We start from the raw sequence: 21224 nt of genomic DNA, 5'->3' as shown, positions 1-21224 counted from the left end.
GGCACGGCCCCCTGCCCGGGCGGCTCCGGACTGTAAGACACACGCGTCGCGTGTTCGCCGTCTTACCGGGGGAATACAATGGAGCGTGTGACACTACGAATCCCGAAACAGCAGATCGACGAGGTCGAACAGATGGTGGAAACGGGCGAGTTCCCGAACCGGAGCGAGGCGATCCGGTCGGCCGTCCGCGACATGTTGAACGAACAGGACGGCGAGCGCGACGAGCGCGGCCGCAACCGCAGCTGGGCGAAGGTGTAAACTGATGCAAGATCTCGTTCAGGACGCCCTCGACAACGCGGAAGCGGAGAAACGCGACATGGACGTCGACATGGACGACGACGAGTTCGGGGACCCCCGGATCGTCATCGTCGGTGCCGGCGGCGCCGGGAACAACACGGTCAACCGGCTGTACAACATCGGCGTCGACGGCGCCGACACCGTCGCCATCAACACGGACAAACAGCACCTCAAGATGATCGAGGCCGACACCAAGATCCTCGTGGGCAAGTCGCTCACGCAGGGGCTCGGTGCCGGCGGCGACCCCAAGATGGGCGAGCGCGCCACGGAGATGGCGCAGGGGACGATCAAAGAGGTGCTCGGCGACGCGGACCTCGTCTTCGTCACCGCCGGCATGGGCGGCGGCACGGGCACCGGCGCGGCGCCCGTCGTCTCGAAGATCGCCAAAGAGCAGGGCGCCATCGTCGTCGGGATGGTGTCGACCCCGTTCAACGTCGAGCGCGCCCGCACGGTGAAAGCCGAAGAGGGGCTCGAAGACCTCCGGAACGAGGCCGACTCGATCATCGTCCTCGACAACAACCGCCTGCTCGATTACGTCCCGAACCTGCCGATCGGGAAGGCGTTCTCCGTGATGGACCAGATCATCGCGGAGACGGTGAAGGGGATCTCCGAGACGATCACCCAACCGAGCCTCATCAACCTCGACTACGCGGACATGTCGACGATCATGAACCAAGGCGGCGTCGCGGTCATGCTCGTCGGCGAGACGCAGGACAAGAACAAGACCCAAGAGGTGGTCAACGACGCGATGAACCACCCGCTGCTCGACGTCGACTACCGCGGCGCCTCCGGCGGGCTCGTCCACATCACTGGCGGCCCGGACCTCACGCTGAAGGAGGCCGAGGGAATCGCGAACAACATCACCGAGCGGCTGGAGGCGAGCGCCAACGTGATCTGGGGCGCACGCATCCAGGAGGAGTACAAGGGGAAGGTGCGCGTCATGGCGATCATGACGGGCGTCCAGAGCGCGCAGGTACTCGGCCCCTCCACCCAGAAGCAGGCCGACAAGTCACGGGCGGCGGTCAACGCCGACGACCTCGGCGACTCGCGCTCCCGGGCCGCCGAGGCGAACGAGGCAGCAGGCGGTGCGGGCGGCGCAGGCGGCGCGGGCAACAGGGGCGAGCCGGCGGTCTCCGGCAGCACCGACCGCGGCTGGGAGTCCGACGGCGGCAGCGACCAGATCGAGAAGAACAACGGACTCGACGTCATCCGCTGACCCTCGGTCGTCCGGGGATCGACCGCGGTCGACTTTTTCCGACGCGCCGGCGCGCGTCTTCCGCGCTCAGACGGCTTCGATCGATTCTAGCAGCCGGCACTTCCGACAGACGTCGCGACTCGTCTGCGAGCCGCAGCGCTCGCACTCGCGGAGGGCGGAGCTCTCGCCGTCGGCGTCGTCTCCCTTCTCGCCGTCCCCGCGGTAGGCGTCGGCCGCGAGCGCGGACAGTTCCTCGTAGCCGGCCATGATCGAGTGGCGCGCGCCGGGGTGGTTCTCCTCTAAGGCGTGGATCGTCGACTGGATCTCGCCGCGGTACGCCTCCTCGGCGTGGGGGCACTCCGCCATGTGCGTGGGGAGGTCGCGGACGTGGCAGTACAGCGCGATCTCCTTTTCGGGCACGTCGCGGAGCGGCTTGGCACGCGGGACGAACGCGTCGGTGTCCCCGCGCTCGTCGAAGGGCCCGAGCGAGGCGTCGAAGTGTTTCGCGACCTGCCGCACGTCGCCTTCGAGGAAGTTCATCATGGCGGTCTGCGCCTCGTCGTCGAGGTTGTGTCCGGTGAGCAGCTTGTCCGCGTCGAACTCGGCGGCGTAGTTCTCCAGCAGGTCGCGGCGGAACACGCCGCAGTACGCGCAGGCCGCCATATTCTCGGGGTCGTCTTCGACCACGTCGTCCATCCGCACGTCGAACTCCTCCTCGTAAGACACGAGTTCGTGGCGCATGGAGAGGTCGTCGGCCAGCTCCACGCAGGCGTCCACGCTCGCGTCGCGGTACCCCTCGATCCCCTCGTGGATCGTTAAGGCGAGCATCTCCACGCGGGGGTCCTTCCCGAACACGTCGTCCAGGATCGTCGTCAGGGCGACGCTGTCTTTCCCGCCGGAGAGGCCGATCACCCAGCGGTCGGGGTCGTCGGGGGTCGCGTCCGGGTCGAGGAGGCCATCCTCGCGGACCCGACGCTTCACGCGCTTCTCGACCGACTGCCGGAGGTGTTCGCCGCAGAGGTGCGCCCCGGAGTAGGCGGCGTGGTGGATCGCGTCGGCCCCGCACTTGTCGCACTCCATCGGTGTCGGGTTGCGGTCGCGCGGGGATACCCGTTTCGGGCCAGCTACGCGAAGAGAGTAGTGAGACGGGGCGGCGGCGACGCCGGCGCAAACGATTCCGAGAGCCCGACCGTTCGCTCGGGAGTGGCGGAACACGGATTGGTCGAAACCGCCTCCGAGGCCCCAGCCGCGAGGCCCCGCACCTCACGCCTCCCCAGCCTCGTCGCCGGTTGCCAGAGGCGCGTCGCGCCTCGCTCCCGCTCACGCCCCGCGGGCGTTCGCGGCGTCCCTCGGGCGTGCTCCTCGCGGCCTGTCGGCCGCTCGCAGGCACGCGCCGTCGAGATCCGCGTAAACGCGTGTTAGACGCCAGTGATCCACGACTGAAGCCGTGGGATTCCTCCCTGTTCCTCTGTGAAACCCCGGACGCGTTGTCGCCGGTTCCGACACCGGTTTGTCGGCGGAACCCCCCGAATCGGCGTGACCGATTCCCCGACCGGGGTCGACCGCGATCCCGACCCGCGACCGCTTCGCGAGGACCCGCCGGCGGAGAGCCGCCGGACCCGGCTCTGGCGGTACGGGTTCAACCTCCTGCCCGCGTACCGGGGGACCGGGGCGCGCGTCGACCACATCGCCGCCGGGTGGCGGTACGTCCGGATCCGGGTTCCGCTGAACTGGCGCACCCGGAACGCGGTCGGCACAATCTTTGGCGGCAGTATCTACGCCGCGATCGACCCGGTGTACATGATGATGCTCCGCCGCGTCCTCGGCGACGGGTTCACCGTGTGGGACAAGTCGGCGGCGCTGGAGTTCATCGAGCCGGGTCGCGACACGCTGTACGCGGAGTTCGAACTGCCGTCCAACGAAACCGAGGCGATCCGCGAGGAACTCGACCCGGGCGAGTCGACCGACCGCGAGTACCTCGTCTCGCTCGTCGACGAGGACGGGGGGGTCCACGCGGCCTGCGAGAAGACGCTGTACGTCCGCCGCGACGAGTGAGGAGCCGTCGCGAGCCGGCGGCGGGTTGGCTCAGTCGTCGGCGGCGCGTCCGACGGCGTCGAGCGGCGACACCGAGATGACCAGCCGGTCGTCCGCGGTGGTGCTCACCATCTTCGACTCGGCGAACCGGCTGCCGTCCGCCCGGAGCCCCGTGCTCGTCCCGCTCCACCGCTCGCCGCCGGTCACGGCCGGGATGATGTGGGTGCGGATGTGCTCGACTTCGTCGGCGGGGTGGAGCCGCTGCCACGGCTCACCTTCGAGCTCCTCGGGGTCGTACCCGTACAGCTCGCCGTACTCCTCGCCGACGAACTCGAAGGTGCCGTCCGGTCCCACGGTACAGACGCCGTCGAGCGCGACGTCCGAGGGACGGCCGTCGTCGAAGCCGGCGTCGAGGCGCCCGCGCTCGCCCGCCTCGGCGCGTTTGACGCGGCGGAGCAGTGCGGTGTAACCGTCCGCGCCCCCGTGTTTCGAGACGTAGTCGCTGACGCCTGCGCGGACCATCTCGGCCGCGATCTCGTCGGGACCGGTCGCCGAGAACAGCAGGAACGGGAGCTCCGGCTCGGCCTCGCGCGCCGCCGAGAGCAGTTCGACGCCGGTGAGGCCGGGCATGTCGTAGTCGCTGACGACGCAGTCGAACGACTCGCGCTCGACGCGGCGGAGCGCCTCGCGGGGGTCCGTCTCGGCCGCCGTCTCGCAGCCGAGGTCGTCGTCTCGTTCGAGGTGCGTCGCCACGAGCCGGGCCAGCCCCGGTTCGTCGTCGACGCACAGGAGGCGAAACGTGTCCGTCATTGCGAGTCCTCGGGGAGTGGCGTACTTATCCGTGACCGTTCGATATTCAGGGCTGAGAATCGCGGACGAGACCGGTCGTTACGCGGTCGCGCCGGCGACGAGCGCCTCCTCGACCGTCTCGACGAAGCGGTCGGGGTGTTCGACGTGCGGGAGCAGCCGCGCGCGGTCGAAGACGACGAGGCGCGCGTCGGCCGCGTCCGCGAGTTCGCGGCCGTCCGTCAGGGGGCTCACGGTCGCCTCTCGGCCCCAGACGATCGTCGGGGGCACGTCGAGGTCGGCGAGCGCGGCCGCGAGGTCGATCTCGCTGTTGAGCGTCCCGGAGACGAACGACGCGGGCGCGAAGCGCGCGTTCTCGACGTGGGTCGTGCGCCACTCGTAGTCGGTCCACTCCGCGCTCGGGTTCGCCGGGTCGTCGTAGCCGTGGTCGGCGTTGAAGTACCGTATCGACGGCTTCGCCGTGATGGCGTTGAACAGCGCCCGGCCGACGAGCGGCGCGCGGAGCAGTTCGCGGAGCCACCCCTTCGCCGGACTCGGCCCCGCGGTCGCGGTGGGACAGACGGCGAGGAAGCCGCTCAGCTCGACCCCGCCGTCCGCGTCGCCGTCGTCGACCGCGGCGGCCGCGTACGCCGCCGACAGCGAGGAGGCGACGACCGCGGGCTCGTCGAACTCGGCGAGGAAGTCGTGAACGAAGTCCTCGTACAGCGCCGCGGAGTACCGGAGCGGCGGCCGGTCGGAGCGGCCGTACCCCGGGAAGTCGGGCGCGACAACGTGGTACTCGTCGGCCAGGTCGTCGAACACCGCGCGCCACTCGCCGGAGGAACCGGCGGCGTTGATCCCGTGGAGCAACACGAGGTCGGGGTCGTCCGGATCGCCCGCCTCGGTGTACGCGACATCCATCCCGCGCCAGCGGAAGAGGCCGTCGTCGCCGTCGAGCGGGGGCTCCAGTTCGCCCTCGTAGCGGAGGCCGGTGTTGAGCGCGGCGAGCGCGCCGACGCCGAGGACGGCGCCGCCGAGGAGGTTCCTGAGCTTCATACAAACTGTTGGTTCGCTGGCGACTTATACTCGTGGGACGCGGCGGAACACCGCCCCTCGGAGCGGGCCGGGCGTTCGGGGAACCGCCCGTCAGTCGCCGGCGTCGCCGTCCGCGGCCTCGTCGACGCAGTCGGCGATCGGACCGACGATCGCCTCGGCGACCGCGTACGGGTCCGTCTCCCGGTCGCGGACGCGCTCCGCGAGCCGGTCGATCCCGCCGTGCCGTTCGATCTCGGCGGTCGCGAGCGACCCCACGTCCGCCCGCACGAGCGTGCGGATCTCCTCGGCGTACCGGCGCCGCTCCGTCGCCGCGATCCGACCGGACTCCCGGAGGTAGGCCGCGTGCGCGTCGAACGTCTCGATCAGCGCCGCCACGCCCTCGCCGGTGTTCGCGACGGTCTCTAACACGTCGGGCGTCCACGACCCGTCGGAATCGCCCGCGTGCGGATCGGACCCGCTGTGTCCGGACCCACCCGCGCGGTCGCCGTCGCCGTGATCGGACGACGAGCCCCCGGCGCCGGTCGGGGCCGTCGAGGTCGCGCCGTGGTGGCCGGCGTCGCGTCCGGTCGTACCGCCCTCGCGGCGGTGGACCATCTCCTCTAGCTCGGCGACGGTCCGCTGTGCGCCGTCCATGTCGGCCTTGTTGACGACGAACACGTCGCCGATCTCGAGGATGCCGGCCTTCAGCGTCTGGACGTCGTCGCCGGAGCCGGGCTGGACGAGCACCGCGACCGTGTCGGCCGTGCGGACCACGTCCACCTCGTTCTGTCCGGCGCCGACGGTCTCTAACACGACCAAGTCCTTCCCGAAGGCGTCGAGCGCCTTCACGGCGTCCGCGGTCGCCGTCGAGAGTCCCCCGAGCTGACCGCGCGCGCTCATCGACCGGAAGAACACGTCCATGTCGCCGACGTTCGACCCCATCCGGATACGGTCGCCGAGGACGGCGCCGCCGGTGTACGGCGAAGAGGGGTCGACCGCGATCACGCCGACCGTGTCGCCGCGCTCGCGGTAGGCGGCGGCGAGCTTGTCGACGAGCGTCGACTTCCCGGCGCCGGGTGAGCCCGTGATCCCGACCACGTCCGCGCCGCCGGTGTGCTCGTGGAGCGCGGAGACGATCGCCCGGTAGCCCGGCGTCCGGTTCTCGATCTTGGTGATCACGCGGGCGAGGGCGCGGTGGCTCCCCGCGAGGAGGTCCTCGACGAGCGCGGCGTCCGCCTCGGAGAGCGTCGGCGCGTCGGCGACCGCGGATGCGTCCGGCCCGGCCATCTACGCGCGCTCCGGAACGTTGTTCCGGATGAACTCGATCGTCTCCTCCATCGGCGTCCCGGGGCCGAACACCTCGGCGACGCCGAGCTCCTTCAGGTCGTCCTCGTCCTCGTCCGGAATGATCCCGCCGACGAGGACGAGGGTGTCGTCGAACGCGTCGTACTCCTCGAGCCCCTCGATCACCTTCGGGACCAAGGTGTTGTGCGCGCCCGAGAGAATCGAGATGCCGAGCACGTCCACGTCCTCCTGAACCGCCGCCTGAACGATGTCCTCGGGCGCCCGGTGGAGCCCGGAGTAGACGACCTCGAAGCCGGCGTCGCGGAACGCCCGCGCGATCACGTGTGCGCCCCGGTCGTGGCCGTCGAGCCCCACCTTCGCGACCAGACACCGGACGGCCCGCTCCTGCTGTTCGGCACTCATGCCCCATGGTGGGTCACGTGCCCGCTTGATTCTAACGGAAGATAGGGAAGGTCCGAGCGGGGGACCCCCTCCGATCCGGATCCGCCACCGACGCGTTGAACGCGCGGACGACCGTAGATCGTCTCGTGACCGACACCAACGACGGCGATTCCGCTACCGCCGCGAGCGACCGCGGAGGCGGCCTTCCGCCCGAAACGCGGATCGGCCGCGGGGCGCTCCGGGTCGCCGACCTCGACGAGGCGGTCGCGTTCTACCGCGACGTGGTCGGGCTCTCCGTCCTCGACCGCAACGACGGGCGCGCGACGCTCGGGGCGGGAGGGGCCCCGCTGCTCGTGTTGGAACGCGACGCCGACGCGCCGGACCGAGAGCGGAGCGACGCCGGGCTCTTCCACACCGCGTTTCGTGTTCCCTCGCGGGCCGCGCTCGGCGAGGCGCTGGCGCGCGTCCGGGAGGGGTGGCGCCTCGACGGCGCCTCCGACCACCTCGTCAGCGAGGCGCTGTACCTCGACGACCCGGAGGGAAACGGGGTAGAGATATACCGCGATCGGCCGCGGGAGGAGTGGCCCCGCACCGGGAGCGGAACGGCGCGGATGGCGACCGAACCGCTCGATATCGAAGGAGTCGCCGAGGCCGCCGGCGACGGGAGCGACGGCGGCGGAGTCGGCTCCGCCGCCCTCGTCGATCGCGCTCCCGCCGACACCGATCTGGGTCACGTACACCTCGAAGTGACCTCGCTGTCGGCGTTCGAGGCGGTGTACGTCGACGGACTCGGCTTCGCGACGGGGATGAGCGGCCCTGACGTCCGGTTCGTCGCGGCCGGCGGCTACCACCACCACCTCGGCGCGAACACGTGGCGAGGGCGGACGACGCCGGCCGGCGGGCGCGGGCTGGCGTGGTTCGAGGTGGTCGTTCCGGACGTGGCCGCGCTGGACGCGGTCCGAACGCGGCTCGACGCGGTCGCGGCCGAGGGCGACGCCGAGTTTGCGGTCGCCGAGCGCGACGACGGGATCGTAGTCACCGACACCGACGGCATCGAGGTCCGCGTTCTGACTGAGTAGTCGGTCCCGCGGGTCCGCTCAGTGGCCGGCCTCGGACCGGCTCACGAACCGCTCACCCGACGATCGTCCGGAGCGTCGACTCGGTCAGGAAGGCGGTGACCCCGAGCGCCTCGGTCGTCATCCACCCGAGGAACACCGCGTACATCGCGAGGAAGACGTACCCCTCCTCGGTCGATATCTCGAAGTCCGTCGCGGACAGCACCACGACGACGAGCGTCGTGTAAAACAGGAACAAAAGCAGCGGGACGGAGGTGAGGAAGCCGATCGACACCCCGCCGGCGAGGATGACGCCGATCGGCAGCGCCGCGACGAGGTTGAACGTGTTCGTCCCGAAGACGTTCGCGACCGCCGCCCGCTTGTCGCCCGCCTGCCCCATCTTCACGCCGACGAGGAGGTCCGGGAACGAGCTCATCACCGAGAGCACGGTCACGGAGATCAGGAACGGCGGCGCGCCGAGCGCGTCGGCGACCTGAAGCGTCATGCCGATCATCGACTCGACGCCGACGAGCACGACGGCCAGCCCGCCCGCGAACAGGCCGAGCTGCTTCGGGACGTTCGTCGACTCGGCCCGTTTCCGGTCCGACGCGCCGCTCTTGCCGCCGACGAGCAGGATGACGTACACGCCGTACAGTACCAACAGCCCGACGCCCATCTGCGGGGAGATCCGGGCGAGCTCCCGCCCGTCGGTCCCGAGGACGCCCAAGGCGATCACGCCGAAGAGGGCGAGGACCGCGACGGTGTAGAAGATGGCGTCGCGGTAGACGATCCCCTGCGTCGTCGCCGTGTCGCCGCTCGTGATGGCGACCGCGGCCGGGATGACCAAGATGTTGAACACCGCCGTACCGATGAGCGCCCCGGCGCCGACGCCGAACTCGCCGAGGACCAAGACGGAGATCACGATGATCGCGAGCTCGGGGAACGACGTGGCGGCCGCGACGATCAGCCCGCCCTGTACCGCCTGCGAGACGCCAAAGTGGTCGCTGACCTTCGAGGTCGTGGACTCGACGACGTTCGCGCCCTTCCACGTCAGGAGGAACCCGATCACGCCGAGCGCGATCCAGACGGCGAGCGGCTGGTCGCCGATGAGCTCGTAGAGTATCGTCACCGTGCGATCGGTACGCACGGAGCCGATTAGTGATTCCGGAAGCGCTCGGGTGGTCCGGCCGTCGGTGCGTCAGTCCGCCGGACGGCGCCCGCCGCGCGCGGCGACCGCACCGCGTCGGCGGCCGTTCCGGATCCCCGGGCGAATTTCGAGGAACGTTATCCGAACTTGCCCGTGATGTAGTCCTCGACGCGCTGCGCTTCGGGGTCCTCGAAGATCTTCGCCGTGTCGTCGTACTCGACCAGCTCGCCGCCGGTGAGGAACACGGCCGTCCGGTCGGAGATTCGGGCCGCCTGCTGCATGTTGTGCGTGACGATGATGACCGTGTACTCCTCCGCGAGGTCGTCGATCAGGTCCTCTATCTTCGAGGCCGCGACGGGGTCCAACGCGGAGGTCGGCTCGTCCATCAGGATGACCTCCGGGTCGGGTGCGATGGCCCGGGCGATACAGAGGCGCTGCTGTTGCCCGCCGGAGAGTTCGAGGCCCGAGGAGTCCAGCTGGTCTTTCACCTCGTCCCACAGCGCGGCGCCCTTCAGCGACTCCTCGACGCGCTCGTCGATGTCGCCGTCGAACCCCTGGATCTTCAGCCCGTACGCGACGTTGTCGCGGATCGACTTCGGGAACGGGTTCGGCTTCTGGAACACCATCCCGATCTTCCGGCGCAGGGCGACGGGGTCGACGTCGGCGTCGTACACGTTTTTGCCGCCGAACTCCACGTCCCCCTCGACGCGGCAGATCTCGATCATGTCGTTCATCCGGTTAATACACCGGAGGAACGTCGACTTCCCGCAGCCCGAGGGGCCGATGAGCGCGGTGACGCGCTCTTCGGGGATCTCCATCGTCACGTCGTCGATGGCCTGCTCGTCGCCGTAGTAGACGTTCAGGTTCCGCGCCGCCACCGCGGTGCCCGCGGCGGGCGCCGCGCTGTCGTCGTTCGAGTCCGCCTGTACCTCCGTCGTGATGAGCGAGTCGTCTGATGTGGTGTTACTCATGTTAGCTCCCCCGTTCCGCGCGGTTCCGCAGCAGAATCGCCGTCCCGTTCATGCCGACGAGGATGAGAAGTAGCGTGATAACGCCTGCGGCGACGACGCCGTAACGGAAGTCGGCCTGCGGGAAGCCGGCCCACGTGTAGATCTGCATCGGCATGGCGCTGAACCGACTGAACAAGCTGTCCGGCGCCCTGAACACGGTCGTCGCCGCGCCGATCATGATCAGCGGCGCCGTCTCGCCGATCGCGCGGCCGAGCGCGAGGATCGTCCCGGTGAGGATGCCCGGCATCGCCTCGGGCAGCACCACGTTCTTCGTCGTCTGCCAGCGCGTCGCGCCCATGGCGTCGGAGCCGCGCCGGAGGTCGTCCGGCACCGACCGGATCGCCTCCTGCGCGGAGATGATCGTGATCGGGAGGATGAGCAGCGACAGCGTCAGCGCCGCGGTCACCGCCGTCCCGATGCCGAGCCCGAGGAGGTTCGCGAACAGTCCCAGCCCGAGGAGCCCGTAGACGACCGACGGCACCGCCGCGAGGTTCGCGATATTGACCTGGAGGATCCGCGTCAGCGTCCCGAGCGGCCCGGTCCCCGGCGTGTATTCCTCCAGGAAGACGGAGGTGCCGACCCCGAGCGCGAACGACAGCACGGCGACCAGCGCGATGATGATGACGGACCCGACGATGGCCGGATAGAGTCCGGCGTCCGACGGCGTCCGAGAGGGTGCCGCCGTGAGGAACGACCCGTCGAGCCACGGGTTGGGGGCCGGGAAGCCAAGTGCTCCGACGATCAGCGCGCCCAGGACCGCGCCCGCGGCGAGGAGCAGCGGGAGCCCGAGGCCGGCGAGACCCTCGCCGGCGTCGACGACGCGAGAGACGTACACCGCGGTCGGCACGCCGGTCGAGACGAGCACGAGGAGGACCGTCGGGGAGGGCAGCCCGGCGCCGGGCGCCAGGAACCCCCCGGCAGTCGCGGCGGCGAGCGGGACGCCGCCGACGGCGGCCGCGGCGACGCGCCCCCGGCGGTCGGCGACGAGGAGCGCCCCCGCGACCGCGACCGGGACGGCGACCGTCCAGAGGTAGATGATCAGGTCCGACGGGTACGTCGGGATCACCTCGCGGAGGAACACCGCGGCGACCAGTCCGCCGAGGCCGACCGGCGCCGCCGCGGTCCGCGCTCGGGGCGTCGACCGTCGCCGCCCGAACGCGTACAGCCCGACGGCCGGGAGGACCCCGAGCGTGTACGCGAGGAACCACAGCAGCGGGTCGAACACGAGGAACAGCGTGCCGACCGCGAGCCCGACGGCGGCTCCGCCGACCAGCCGCCCGAGGAGTCCGAAGCCGACCGCGCCGACGCGGCCGCCGCTGCCGACGTACGCGAGGTACGCGGTGACCGGGGCCGCGACGACGAAGAGGTACGCGAGCTGCCAGTTGAGCCGCGGAATCGGCACGACGAGCGCCTCGATGGCGGTGAACAGCGCGGCGACGGCGACGAGGCCGCCGCCGAGCGCGCCGAGCGCGCGTCGGGTCACGGTCGGGTCGCTCGCGCTGTACAGGCAGAACGCGAGGAACGGGACGACGAGCGTGAGGAAGTACGTCAGCAGCCACTCCGGGCTCGCGTTCGCGAGATCGAAGGCGTCGATGGCGACGTACACGAGGAGCACGCCGAGCGCGACGAGGCCGAACACGCTCGCGCCCAGGGACAGGTACTCGAAGACGATTCCCCGGACTCGACTGACCTCGCCGAAGCCGTTCGCGTTCGCGTTGTCGGTCGCCATCAGTACTCCTCCCGGTAGCGTTGCGCGATGATATCACTGATCACGTTCATGACGAGCGTTACCGCGAACAGCGCGAGGCCGAGCGCGAACATGGAGTTGTACGGGAGCGTCCCGCCGGTGAGGTCGCCGCCGGTGATCTGGACCATCGCGACGGTGATGGTCATCCCGGACTCCAAGAGCACGTCGGCCGGGTTGACGAAGGGGATACCGAAGAGCGCCTCCCGGACCGCGGGCATCCGCGCCTGCGCGCCCATGGCGACGACGACGATCATCGTCTCGCCGATAGCGCGGGAGACGGCGAGGATGTACGAGGAGGCGATCCCGGAGATCGACGCCGGGACGACGATGCCGGTCGACACCTCGAACTTGGTCGCGCCGAGCCCGTAGCCGGCCTGCCGCAGCTCGTCGGGCACGGCGCTCATGGCGTCCTCGGAGATCGACGACACCATCGGGATCGTCATGATCCCGACCATGATCGACGCGGACAGGGCGTTGAACGTGCTCATCTCCGGGAACAGCGTCGCCTTCAGCGCCGGAGTGACGTACACGAGCGCGAAGTACCCGTACACGACCGTCGGGATCCCCGCGAGGATCTCCAACAGCGGTTTCAGGATCGACCGGGCGTTCGGGGTTGCGTACTCGCTGAGGTAGATTGCCGTGAGCGTCCCGATCGGGATCGAGATGAACGCCGCGGTGATCGTCACCGTGATCGTCCCGATGAGAAGCGGGATGATGCCGAACGCCTGCCCGCCGCCGGCCGGGTTCGGGCTCCAGTTGGTGCCGGTGAGGAACTCGGCGATCGAGATCGAGCGGAAGAACACCACCGCGTCCGACAGGAGCGTGACAAAGATTGCGGCCGTGGTGAGCAGGGTTATCGCCGCACACGCCGCGAACAGGCCGCCGTAGGTTCCCTCTTTCAGTCGTGTGAGCCCGCCCCGCCGCGACAGGTCGGGACTCTCTGTGCTGTCAGTCACGAACGGTGGGGTATCGAACGCTGTCGTAAATCAATACACCGGTTCATCGCGCCGGCTCAGCCCTGCGCCTGCTCGATCGCGTCTTCGAGCGTCTGCATCTGTTCCTCCTGCGTCTCCTCGGTGGCGGGCACGTAGCCGACATCGTTGGCGACGAGCTCCTCGTTCGTCGTCTGTTCGACGAAGTAGCGGGCGAACTCGGCGATGTGCTCCTCGCCGAGCGACTCGATCGACGGGTAGGTGAAGAGGGGCCGCGAGAGCGGCGTGTACTCGCCCGACGAGGCAGTTTCGAGGCTCGGCTCGACCGGCCCGTCGCCGTCGTCGATGCCGAGGGCCTTCAGCTGGTCGGGGTTCTGGAAGTAGTACGCGAAGCCGAAGTAGCCGATCGCGTACGGGTCGCCGGAGACGCCCTGGGCGATCGTGTTGTCCTGCTCAGTCGCCTGATAGTCGCTGGTGTGGCCCTCCTCTTCGAGGATCGCCTCGATGAAGTAGTCGTACGTGCCGGAGGTGTCGGCGGCGCCGAAGCGGTTTATCTCCTCGTTCGGGAACTCGTCGCGGACCTCGTCCCACGTCTGGACGGGGTCGGACTTCCAGATCTGGGCGAGCTCCTCGGTCGTGAGCGAGTCGATCCAGTCGGCGTCGGGGTTGACGACGACCGTGAGCGCGTCGGTCGCCGCGATCAGCTCGACGTACTCGACGCCGTTCTCCTCGCATAGCTCCTCCTCCTCGGGCTGGATCGGGCGGCTCGCGTTGTTGAAGTCGGTGTCGCCCGTACAGAAGAAGTTCGAGAATCCGCCGCCGGACCCCGTCGAGCTGATGTCGGGGTCGACGCCGGGGTGCTGCTCGGCGAAGTCCTCCATGACCGCGCTCATCAGCGGGAACACCGTGCTTGAACCGGCGATGTTGATCGGACCGGAGAGCTCGTCGCCGCTCGAGCCGCCGTCTCCGCTCTGCGTACAGCCGGCGAGACCGAGCGCCCCGGCGCCGGCGATCGCCGCGAGCGATTTCCGCCGCGTGATTCCCGTTGCGTCCGCGTCGTGACTGGACTCCATTACGTGTGGGTGGACGAGTTCCGGTTAAGTAGTATGCTATGAACGGTACGTGGTGTCGCATACTCCCCAGTACGGCTATATGCTTCCACATATTCTATATAGTAGTATATACTCCCGAAGAGCGACGGTCGGCGGGGAGAGACGGCGGCGCGCGGCTCCTCGGCGCCGGATCGGGGCGAAACCGGGACGTGGTTTTAAGTCCTCGTACCGGGAGAACCCGGACGAATGACGCCTCCCACGACCGACGGGCCGCCGGCGCCGACGACCTCCCGGGAGGAGGCGTGGGTGGCTCACGCCGCACTGCTCGACGCCGCGCGGAGCGCGACCGACGACGAGGCACCGTACCACCGCCCGATCGAGTCGTTAGAGCGGGGCGCGGCGCTCGACGACGAGGGCGTCGCCCTGCTCCGCGACGCGCTCGTCGACTACCTCGGCGACGCGCCGGTCCGCGACCGCGCCCCCGGGCGAGCGCTGTTGCGGCGCACGGACGAGGCGACGGACCGGCGGTCGCGGCGAGCGTAGGGACGGCGGTCGCGGCGAGCGTCTCGGTCCGGCGGCTCCGACGGACCGAGTCCCCACGCTACGATCCGACCTCCACCGCCTCGATCAGCAGCTCCGCCACGTCGACGATCTCGATCTGGTCCTCGAAGTCCCCCGTCTTCCGCCCGTCCTCGAACATCGTCGTACACATCGGACAGGCCACGACGAACTTCTCGATCGACGCCCCCGCGTCGGTGTCCTCGACGGCCTCACGGAGCCGCTCCTCGCTCGGCTTGACTTCCTCCTCGTGTTCGGTCCAGAGTCCGCCGCCGCCGCCGCCGCAGCAGAACGAGTCGTCCCGCGACCGGGGCATCTCGTGGAGATCGGCGCCGGTCGCCCGGATGAGCTCGCGGGGCGCCTCGTACTCGTCGTTGTACCGGCCGAGGTGACATGGGTCGTGGTAGGTGACGGTGTAGTCCAGCTCGTCGCCCGAGAGGCCGAGCCGGCCCGCCTCGACCAGCTCCTCGACCACCTGCGTCCAGTGGAACACGTCGACCGCGCCGTCAGCGTTCCACGGCTCCTCGCGCTCGAACGGCATCATCGGGTCGTCCGCGAACTCCGCGAAGTCGACCTCGGGGTACTCGTTTTTGATCGTGTTGTAGGAGTGCGGATCGGTACAGACGATGTTCTCGAACTCGCAGTCGGCGAACGTCTCGACGTGGTGGCCGGCGAGTTCGAGGTAGAGGAACTCCTCGCCGATCCGGCGGATGTCGTTGCCGTCCGTCTTCTCGTCGTCAAAGAGGATGCCGAACGACACGTCCGCCTCGTCGAAGAGGCGGGCGAGCGCACGCGCGACCTTCTTGTTCCGGTCGTCGAAGCTCGGGTAGTCGCCGACGTACCAGAGGTACTCCACCTCGGTCTCGCGGGCGTCCGGGACCTCGACGCCGTCGAGGTCGTCGGCCCAGTCGCCGCGGGTCGCCTGGGAGTCGCCGAAGGTGTTCCCCTTCTGCATCACGTCTTGGAACACGTCTTGGAGGTTCGAGTCGACCGCCCCCTCGTCGACGAGCTGGCGGTTCATTTTCGTGAAGGAGGTGAGGTGCTCGATGTCGACCGGGCAGGCGTCCATACACGCCATACAGGACATACAGGACTCCATCGACTCGGCGTCGATGACGCCGCCCTCGTCGGCGACGATGGGGACCGTGCCGCCGTCGGTCGCCGCGGGACCGCCTCCGCCGCCCGAGCCGGCCACCGGGTCGTCGCTCACCGACTCGCGGTACGACTTCAGATCGAGGATGACGTTCCGCGGGTCGAGATTGCGCCCGACCGTGTCGGCGGGGCAGGCGTCGGTACACCGGCCGCACTTCGTACAGGCGTCGCCGTCCATCAGCTCCTTCCACGTGAAGTCGTCGAGCGACTCCGCGTTCGTGTGGTCGAGGTCCGCGGGGACGTTCGGGAGCCGCGCGCCCGCCTTCTCGTCGCGGGCGACGACGTTGGCGAACGACGAGATCATGTGGAACGGCTTTGCGTAGGGGATCCACGCCACGAACGCGAACGCCAGCAGCGAGTGGCTCCACCAGAGTACGCCGTATATCGCCTCGGCGCCCGCGGCCGTGAGCCCGGCCGACTCCAGCCCGGTCGCGAGCGCCATCCCGACGAAGCTCACCGTCTCGGTCGCCCGCCCCGGCTGGCCGACCATGCTCACGCCCTCGACGACGAAGCCGCCGACGCCGAGCAGGAACAGCGTCCACACGAACGCGTCGTCCTCGAAGGAGGTGTGTTTTCCCCAGAGCCGCCCCTCGCGCTGCCGGTAGCGGCGGTACGCGGCCATGCCGACGCCGACGACGAACAGCAGGCCGAACGCGTCGACGGCGAACTGGTACGCGAGGTAGAAGTCGCCGACCCAGAAGGACTCGCCCGTGAGCGGACGGTAGAGGTCGATGTCGATCCCGAGGATGGTCGTCGCGACGAGCAGGACGAGGAACCCCCACAGCACGAACGTGTGCATCACGCCGGTGTAGAGGTCCCCGTCGAACTGGTTCTCGTTCGCGAGGACGGTCTTCGTCGCCCCGATCACCCGTCCGGGGAGGTCCGACAGCCGGTCTCGCGGGTCTTCGCTCCCGCGCGCGTACGCCGCGAACCGCGCGTACACGCCGTATAGGAAGACGAGGATCGCGACGACGGCGAGCCAGTAGAACGCGGCCTTCCCCACCGGACCGATGGTCCAGAAGGTTTCGCGGGTGGCCGCCTGTAAGGGAGTCATGATCGATCACCGGGATACGGCCGGGTTAAAACTTGCCACAGCGCAGCGGCCGCCGCGCGGCGTTCGCGCGAATCGAAGGGCTCCCGCCGCGGGGGAGATCCCGGTCCGCGCAAGCGACGACGGCTCAGACGGCCCGAAACAGCGCCGCCGCCAGCAGCGCTCCCGCGAGCGCCAGCGCTGGCGCGTCGATCCGGGTGAGCGTCAGCCGCGGCAGCGTCGGGTTCCACGCGAAACAGCGGGCCGAGAGCGCCGTGGAGAGGCGGTCCGCGCGCCCCAGCGTCCGGGTCGCGCCCGCGACGGCGACGCGCTCGATCCGGTCGACGAGCGGGCGTTCGGTGCCGAGCCGGGCCGCCGACGCCTCCCTGACCGCCGTGATCTCCCGCCGGAGAACCGGGAGGAACCGGAAGACGAGCGAGACGCCGACGCCGAGGAACACGCCGGGGCGACCCGGGACGGTCCGCTGGATCGCCGCGCGCGACTCCCGGACCGTCGTGGTACGGACGTACGCCGCGCTGACGACGACGACGAGCAGCACGCGGTAGCTCGACAGCGCCGGGTAGACGGCCGCTCCCGGGTCTATCGCCGGCGGAGACAGCTCGATCGTCGCGACGAGCGGCGCGGCGACGAGGAAGGGGAGGATGACCCTGAACGAGCGGACGACGCCGGCGAGCGACAGCGACGCGAGCCGGGCGACCGCGAGCGCGAGGACGGACAGGACGGCGAGCCCGCGGGGGGTCGTGTACGCGAACGCCGCGGCGGCGAACGCGACCTGAACGGCGATCTTCGCCCGGGGGTCGAGCCGGTGCGCGACAGTCGAGCCGGGGACGTAGCCGATCATCGCGTGTCGGACTCGCCCTCGAGGCGCTCGCTCGCCGGGACGTGGACGTCGAGCGCGGGGAGTTCGGCGCGCGCCGCCTCGGGCGGGGCGTCCAACGCGATCGACCCGTCGGCGAGCGCGATCACCCGGTCACACCGGTCGATCAGGCCGCGCAGGTCGTGAGTGACGACGACGATCCCCGTTCCGTCGGCCGAGAGCGACGCGAGGTGAGACAGCAGCGAGCGACGGGCGGGCTCGTCGAGCCCCGAGAACGGCTCGTCGAGGACGAGGTGGTCCGGCTCCATCGCCAGCGCGCCGGCGACCGCGACACGGGCCTTCTCGCCGCCGGAGAGCGCGTCGATCCGCTCGTCGCCCCGCCCGGCGAGGTTGACCGCGTCGAGGGCGGTCGCCACGCGTCGGTCGATCTCGTCGTGGGACAGACCGAGGTTCTCGGGGCCGAACGCCACGTCGGCCGCGATCGTCGCGGCGACGAAGCTGTCCGCCGGGCGTTGGAACACCATCCCGACCGCCGTCCGCGCCGCGACGAGGTCCGCCTCGGCCGGGACGCCGTTGACCCGGACCTCTCCCTCGGTGGGCGAGAGCAGGCCGTTGAAGTGACGGACGAGCGTCGTCTTGCCAGAGCCGTTCGGGCCGGTGACGAGGAGGAACTCGCCGTCGTCGACGGAGAGCGAGACCGAGTCGAGCGCGACCGCCCCGTCGAACGCGTGCGTGAGGTCGCTGACGGCGATCACGCCGGGTCAGGCAGCCGCGATCGCGTCGTTCTTGACGATGCCGACGGCGGCGGCAATCTTGACCGCCTCGACGGGGACGAAGGCGAGCGAAGAGACGAGGAACGCCTGCCACAGCGACGCGTACCACGGGTCGTACTGTATCACCGCGAAGCCAACCGTGCCGAACCCGTAGATGATCGCGGTCCCGGCGACCATCGCTCCCACGAGGACCGGCGTCGGGACCGCGTCGACCTCGGAGAGGCTCGTCCCGCGGTGGGCGACGAGCCCGATCACTCCCGCGGCGAAGGGGTACGACCAGAGGAACCCGAGCGTCGGGCTGGCGATCAGGTAGCTGATCCCCGCGGTGCCGCCGGAGAAGACCGGCGCGCCGACCGCGCCGGCGGCGAGGTACAGGACCATCGAGAGCGACCCCCACACCGGGCCGAGCATGATCCCCGCGAGGAACACGCCGAGGACTTGGAGCGTGATCGGTACCCCTGCCGAGAGCGGGTTCGGGAAGGAGACGTACGCGAACGCCCCGACGAGCGCCGCGAACAGCGCGGCGCGAGCGAGGTTCGTCGCCGCCTCGTCGCCGACGAGATCGACGGACTCCGTGTTCGTTGCCATGACTCAACGGACTCGTAAACCCACTTCAACGTAGCGGTTTACGAGCTCTGGGCGGGCGGGCAGCGCAGCCGGACGTCGAGTCGAGCACTTCGGGACTCTCTCGATAATCTCCGGATAATAACGTTCATCCCTACCCGGCGTCCACGACGCGAGTATGCCGAAGATAAGCGTCGAGATCCCGGCGGAGCTGCTTGCCGACCTCGACGACCACGTGGGCGACGACGGGAAGTTCGTGAACCGCAGCGACGCGGTGCGCGCGTCGATCCGGAAGACCCTCGACCTGCTCGACGAGATCGACGCCCGCCACGACCGGCTCGACGACGACCCGGCGACGGCGGCGGGGTTGGAGAGGAGCGAGTCAACGGGGGAGACCGATGAGTAGTCGGACGGCGGCCGGCGGGAACGGGCCCTTCCGGACCGACCCGCTGGACCGGACGGCGGTCGCGGCGGTGGCGCTTATCACGCTGTTCACGGTCGCGCTCGGGACCGCGCAGCTCACCGCAGCGAAGGTGCTCGCGCTGCCGCTCCCGTTCGCGCTGCCGGTGGTCGGCGCGGAGATCCTGCTGCCCGGCGCCGCGCTCGCGTACGCGCTCACGTTCCTCGCCTCCGACTGCTACGCGGAGCTGTACGGCCGGCGCGCGACGCAGGTGGTCGTCAACGTCGCGTTCCTCGCGAACTTCCTCGTGTTAGCGCTGGTGTGGTCGACGCTCGCGGCGCCCGGTGTCGACCCCGAGGTGTCCGCCGCCTTCCAGGCGGCGCTCGGACCGGCGGCGAACATCGTCGCGGGCAGCCTGCTGGCGTACGTCGTGAGCCAGAACTGGGACGTGTTCGTGTTCCACGCGATCCGCGACCGCACGGGCGAGGGAATGCTGTGGCTCCGCAACATCGGCTCGACCGCCACGAGCCAAGCGATAGACACCGCCATCTTCGTCGGCGTCGCCTTCTACGCCGCCCCGCTCTTGCTCGGGGTCGGGCCGGTGTTCGACCCGCCGGCGCTGCTCGCGCTCGGACTGGGTCAGTACCTGCTGAAGCTCGCGATCGCCGTCCTCGACACGCCGGTCGTCTACCTGATCGTCGGCGCGGTCCGTGACTGACTGCTTTCGACGGCGTTCGACCGCGTTTCGTCGCTTTTCGCCTCGCTCGCTGCTCAAGCGACCGCCAGCGCCCGCGCCGGGCGGTCGGGGAGATCGACCGGGACCTGCTCGAAGGAGTCGCCGGCGTCGCGGGTCACGAAGAGCCCGCGGTTCGAGAGCGCCCAGATCTCGCCGCCGGACCGCCCGGCCGCGAGGACCGCTCGATACGTCCCCTCCCCGGTCGGAACGCCGCGGTCGTCGAGGCGCTCGAACGCGCCCGCGTCGCCCGTCGCCCCCGTCCCCTCGTCCTCCTCTTCCCCGCCGCGACGGTAGCGGTACAGGTGCGCCTCGCCGCGGCGGTGGGCGGCCGTCGCGCCCCGGGCCGCGCTGACCACGGCGGTGTCCGGGTCCCCGGGGTCGACCGCGAGCCCCCAGACGTAGCCGTGGTCGAGGCCGGCGTCGCGGACGCGCCACGAGTCGCCGCGGTCGTCGCTCTCGGCGAAGCCGTCGCCGGCGGCGGCGTAGACGCGGTCGGGGGCGTCCGGGTGCGTCGCCATCGCGTGGGTGTCGCGGCGCGACCCCGGCGGGCGGTCGGTCCACGTCGCGCCGCCGTCGGCCGTCACGGCGAGCGCACCCGCCTCGATCCCGAGGAGCCAGCGGTCCGGATCGGCGGGACAGGGTTCGATCCACCGGACGTGGTGCGTGTCGGGTCGCGGCGGGAACGACCACTCGGACGCCGAGGGCAGGTCGGTCAGCCCGCCGACCAGTGCCGCCGTCTCGCCGCCGTCGACGGAGCGGTACGCGCGCGAGGGCTCCGTGCCGATCCAGACGACCGAGGGGTCGTGCGGGCTCGTCGCGACCGCGGTGACCGCGTCCGGGCCGGACCCCTCGGGACCGAGCATCGACGCGGCCGCGCCCGCGAACCGCTCGCCGCCGTCGACGGAGCGGAACAGCCCCGCGTCGAAGGTCCCGGCGAGGACGCGCGGACCGCGGGTTCCGGCTCCCGCCGCGCCGTCGCCGGGGTCCGCGACGGAGAGACAGTCGACGCGCTGGCCGGAGAGGCGAGTCTCGACCGCGCCGGTCGCGGGGTCGACGATCCGGAGCCCGTCGTCGTACGCCGCGTAGACGCGCATGGTTCGACGTTCGTCGGGAGGGCTCAAAAGCGTACGCCGGTCGCCGAGAGGAACGAGTCGCCTAGGGAGGGCGAGAGTCGTCGTCGGAACCGGGCGCCGGCGC

At 70.2% G+C, this 21224-nt stretch carries 22 protein-coding genes; 7 read left to right on the top strand and 15 right to left on the bottom strand.

What is annotated here, in order from left to right; translation table 11 throughout:
- Positions 1-78 precede the first annotated feature (78 nt).
- Together EXE47_RS05275 and ftsZ are read left to right on the top strand one after the other, a co-directional pair.
- Positions 79-258: a ribbon-helix-helix domain-containing protein gene (locus EXE47_RS05275; protein ID WP_006111915.1), complete on the top strand. Its 180-nt coding sequence runs from the start codon at positions 79-81 to the stop codon at positions 256-258.
- Between the two features lie 4 nt (positions 259-262).
- Positions 263-1513, top strand: coding sequence for a cell division protein FtsZ (gene ftsZ, locus EXE47_RS05270; RefSeq protein ID WP_137708078.1), 1251 nt, complete (start codon positions 263-265; stop codon positions 1511-1513).
- 66 nt (positions 1514-1579) lie between these two features.
- On the opposite strand, the gene EXE47_RS05265 is transcribed toward ftsZ, so the two are convergent.
- A complete protein-coding gene (locus EXE47_RS05265) occupies positions 1580-2572 on the bottom strand; it encodes a TIGR00269 family protein (RefSeq protein WP_086215900.1) in 993 nt (330 codons plus the stop codon).
- Between the two features lie 456 nt (positions 2573-3028).
- On the opposite strand from EXE47_RS05265, the gene EXE47_RS05260 reads away from it, so the two are divergent.
- Positions 3029-3547: a DUF4442 domain-containing protein gene (locus tag EXE47_RS05260; protein WP_049931488.1), complete on the top strand. Its 519-nt coding sequence runs from the start codon at positions 3029-3031 to the stop codon at positions 3545-3547.
- A 30-nt stretch (positions 3548-3577) separates the two neighbouring features.
- Here EXE47_RS05260 and EXE47_RS05255 read toward each other — a convergent pair whose 3' ends face one another.
- The 4 genes from EXE47_RS05255 to EXE47_RS05240 all read right to left on the bottom strand — a co-directional run bounded on the left by EXE47_RS05255 (position 3578) and on the right by EXE47_RS05240 (position 7054).
- Positions 3578-4336, bottom strand: coding sequence for a response regulator (locus EXE47_RS05255; protein ID WP_049931487.1), 759 nt, complete (start codon positions 4334-4336; stop codon positions 3578-3580).
- Positions 4337-4414: 78 nt separating this feature from the next.
- Positions 4415-5368 (bottom strand): alpha/beta fold hydrolase, encoded by a 954-nt coding sequence (locus tag EXE47_RS05250; protein WP_086215902.1) that lies wholly within the window; start codon positions 5366-5368, stop codon positions 4415-4417.
- Between the two features lie 90 nt (positions 5369-5458).
- A complete protein-coding gene (gene meaB, locus EXE47_RS05245) occupies positions 5459-6634 on the bottom strand; it encodes a methylmalonyl Co-A mutase-associated GTPase MeaB (protein WP_049931485.1) in 1176 nt (391 codons plus the stop codon).
- Positions 6635-7054: a cobalamin B12-binding domain-containing protein gene (locus EXE47_RS05240; protein WP_049931484.1), complete on the bottom strand. Its 420-nt coding sequence runs from the start codon at positions 7052-7054 to the stop codon at positions 6635-6637.
- Positions 7055-7179: 125 nt separating this feature from the next.
- On the opposite strand from EXE47_RS05240, the gene EXE47_RS05235 reads away from it, so the two are divergent.
- The gene (locus EXE47_RS05235) at positions 7180-8112 is read left to right on the top strand and encodes a VOC family protein (RefSeq protein WP_049931483.1); all 933 of its coding nucleotides are present in this window, start codon (positions 7180-7182) and stop codon (positions 8110-8112) included.
- A gap of 52 nt (positions 8113-8164) precedes the next feature.
- On the opposite strand, the gene EXE47_RS05230 is transcribed toward EXE47_RS05235, so the two are convergent.
- The 5 genes from EXE47_RS05230 to EXE47_RS05210 all read right to left on the bottom strand — a co-directional run bounded on the left by EXE47_RS05230 (position 8165) and on the right by EXE47_RS05210 (position 13997).
- Positions 8165-9217, bottom strand: coding sequence for a sodium:calcium antiporter (locus tag EXE47_RS05230; protein ID WP_137708077.1), 1053 nt, complete (start codon positions 9215-9217; stop codon positions 8165-8167).
- 155 nt (positions 9218-9372) lie between these two features.
- On the bottom strand, positions 9373-10206 hold the full coding sequence (pstB, locus tag EXE47_RS05225; protein WP_049931481.1) for a phosphate ABC transporter ATP-binding protein PstB: 834 nt from the start codon (positions 10204-10206) through the stop codon (positions 9373-9375).
- A gap of 1 nt (position 10207) precedes the next feature.
- Positions 10208-11974, bottom strand: coding sequence for a phosphate ABC transporter permease PstA (pstA, locus tag EXE47_RS05220; RefSeq protein WP_137708076.1), 1767 nt, complete (start codon positions 11972-11974; stop codon positions 10208-10210).
- Positions 11974-12948: a phosphate ABC transporter permease subunit PstC gene (gene pstC, locus EXE47_RS05215; RefSeq protein WP_089308007.1), complete on the bottom strand. Its 975-nt coding sequence runs from the start codon at positions 12946-12948 to the stop codon at positions 11974-11976. The genes pstA and pstC overlap by 1 nt, the downstream gene beginning before the upstream one ends.
- A 56-nt stretch (positions 12949-13004) precedes the next feature.
- Positions 13005-13997, bottom strand: coding sequence for a PstS family phosphate ABC transporter substrate-binding protein (locus tag EXE47_RS05210; RefSeq protein WP_089308008.1), 993 nt, complete (start codon positions 13995-13997; stop codon positions 13005-13007).
- Between the two features lie 225 nt (positions 13998-14222).
- On the opposite strand from EXE47_RS05210, the gene EXE47_RS05205 reads away from it, so the two are divergent.
- Complete coding sequence (locus EXE47_RS05205) at positions 14223-14519, top strand: hypothetical protein (RefSeq protein ID WP_049931477.1); 297 nt, start codon at positions 14223-14225, stop codon at positions 14517-14519.
- Positions 14520-14577: 58 nt separating this feature from the next.
- On the opposite strand, the gene EXE47_RS05200 is transcribed toward EXE47_RS05205, so the two are convergent.
- The 4 genes from EXE47_RS05200 to EXE47_RS05185 form a co-directional block, all read right to left on the bottom strand.
- Complete coding sequence (locus EXE47_RS05200) at positions 14578-16740, bottom strand: (Fe-S)-binding protein (protein ID WP_089308009.1); 2163 nt, start codon at positions 16738-16740, stop codon at positions 14578-14580.
- Between the two features lie 124 nt (positions 16741-16864).
- Positions 16865-17578 carry an energy-coupling factor transporter transmembrane protein EcfT gene (locus EXE47_RS05195; RefSeq protein ID WP_049931475.1) on the bottom strand — a complete coding sequence of 238 codons (714 nt, stop codon included), beginning with the start codon at positions 17576-17578 and terminating at the stop codon, positions 16865-16867.
- Positions 17575-18309 (bottom strand): energy-coupling factor ABC transporter ATP-binding protein, encoded by a 735-nt coding sequence (locus EXE47_RS05190; protein ID WP_049931474.1) that lies wholly within the window; start codon positions 18307-18309, stop codon positions 17575-17577. The genes EXE47_RS05195 and EXE47_RS05190 overlap by 4 nt, the downstream gene beginning before the upstream one ends.
- A 6-nt stretch (positions 18310-18315) precedes the next feature.
- The gene (locus EXE47_RS05185; RefSeq protein ID WP_049931473.1) at positions 18316-18915 is read right to left on the bottom strand and encodes a biotin transporter BioY; all 600 of its coding nucleotides are present in this window, start codon (positions 18913-18915) and stop codon (positions 18316-18318) included.
- Between the two features lie 154 nt (positions 18916-19069).
- On the opposite strand from EXE47_RS05185, the gene EXE47_RS05180 reads away from it, so the two are divergent.
- Together EXE47_RS05180 and EXE47_RS05175 are read left to right on the top strand one after the other, a co-directional pair.
- Positions 19070-19297: a type II toxin-antitoxin system ParD family antitoxin gene (locus tag EXE47_RS05180; RefSeq protein ID WP_086215908.1), complete on the top strand. Its 228-nt coding sequence runs from the start codon at positions 19070-19072 to the stop codon at positions 19295-19297.
- A complete protein-coding gene (locus EXE47_RS05175; RefSeq protein WP_049931471.1) occupies positions 19290-20009 on the top strand; it encodes a queuosine precursor transporter in 720 nt (239 codons plus the stop codon). The genes EXE47_RS05180 and EXE47_RS05175 overlap by 8 nt, the downstream gene beginning before the upstream one ends.
- Positions 20010-20062: 53 nt before the next feature.
- On the opposite strand, the gene EXE47_RS05170 is transcribed toward EXE47_RS05175, so the two are convergent.
- The gene (locus EXE47_RS05170) at positions 20063-21121 is read right to left on the bottom strand and encodes a hypothetical protein (protein WP_137708075.1); all 1059 of its coding nucleotides are present in this window, start codon (positions 21119-21121) and stop codon (positions 20063-20065) included.
- Between the last annotated feature and the right edge of the window lie 103 nt (positions 21122-21224).

Source organism: Halorubrum sp. GN12_10-3_MGM (assembly GCF_005435235.1).
GTDB classification, from domain to species: domain Archaea; phylum Halobacteriota; class Halobacteria; order Halobacteriales; family Haloferacaceae; genus Halorubrum; species Halorubrum ezzemoulense.
The sequence above is the reverse complement of the archived record's forward strand: the minus strand, read 5'-3'. Positions and strand labels throughout refer to the sequence as shown.

Excerpts from the sequence above, each read along its gene's own strand:
- EXE47_RS05275 (WP_006111915.1), top strand. The coding sequence starts at position 79 with ATGGAGCGTGTGACACTACGAATCCCGAAACAGCAGATCGACGAGGTC.
- ftsZ (WP_137708078.1), top strand. The coding sequence starts at position 263 with ATGCAAGATCTCGTTCAGGACGCCCTCGACAACGCGGAAGCGGAGAAA.
- EXE47_RS05265 (WP_086215900.1), bottom strand. The coding sequence starts at position 2,572 with ATGGAGTGCGACAAGTGCGGGGCCGACGCGATCCACCACGCCGCCTAC.
- EXE47_RS05255 (WP_049931487.1), bottom strand. The coding sequence starts at position 4,336 with ATGACGGACACGTTTCGCCTCCTGTGCGTCGACGACGAACCGGGGCTG.
- EXE47_RS05250 (WP_086215902.1), bottom strand. The coding sequence starts at position 5,368 with ATGAAGCTCAGGAACCTCCTCGGCGGCGCCGTCCTCGGCGTCGGCGCG.
- meaB (WP_049931485.1), bottom strand. The coding sequence starts at position 6,634 with ATGGCCGGGCCGGACGCATCCGCGGTCGCCGACGCGCCGACGCTCTCC.
- EXE47_RS05240 (WP_049931484.1), bottom strand. The coding sequence starts at position 7,054 with ATGAGTGCCGAACAGCAGGAGCGGGCCGTCCGGTGTCTGGTCGCGAAG.
- pstB (WP_049931481.1), bottom strand. The coding sequence starts at position 10,206 with ATGAGTAACACCACATCAGACGACTCGCTCATCACGACGGAGGTACAG.
- pstA (WP_137708076.1), bottom strand. The coding sequence starts at position 11,974 with ATGGCGACCGACAACGCGAACGCGAACGGCTTCGGCGAGGTCAGTCGA.
- EXE47_RS05210 (WP_089308008.1), bottom strand. The coding sequence starts at position 13,997 with ATGGAGTCCAGTCACGACGCGGACGCAACGGGAATCACGCGGCGGAAA.
- EXE47_RS05205 (WP_049931477.1), top strand. The coding sequence starts at position 14,223 with ATGACGCCTCCCACGACCGACGGGCCGCCGGCGCCGACGACCTCCCGG.
- EXE47_RS05200 (WP_089308009.1), bottom strand. The coding sequence starts at position 16,740 with ATGACTCCCTTACAGGCGGCCACCCGCGAAACCTTCTGGACCATCGGT.
- EXE47_RS05195 (WP_049931475.1), bottom strand. The coding sequence starts at position 17,578 with ATGATCGGCTACGTCCCCGGCTCGACTGTCGCGCACCGGCTCGACCCC.
- EXE47_RS05185 (WP_049931473.1), bottom strand. The coding sequence starts at position 18,915 with ATGGCAACGAACACGGAGTCCGTCGATCTCGTCGGCGACGAGGCGGCG.
- EXE47_RS05180 (WP_086215908.1), top strand. The coding sequence starts at position 19,070 with ATGCCGAAGATAAGCGTCGAGATCCCGGCGGAGCTGCTTGCCGACCTC.
- EXE47_RS05175 (WP_049931471.1), top strand. The coding sequence starts at position 19,290 with ATGAGTAGTCGGACGGCGGCCGGCGGGAACGGGCCCTTCCGGACCGAC.
- EXE47_RS05170 (WP_137708075.1), bottom strand. The coding sequence starts at position 21,121 with ATGCGCGTCTACGCGGCGTACGACGACGGGCTCCGGATCGTCGACCCC.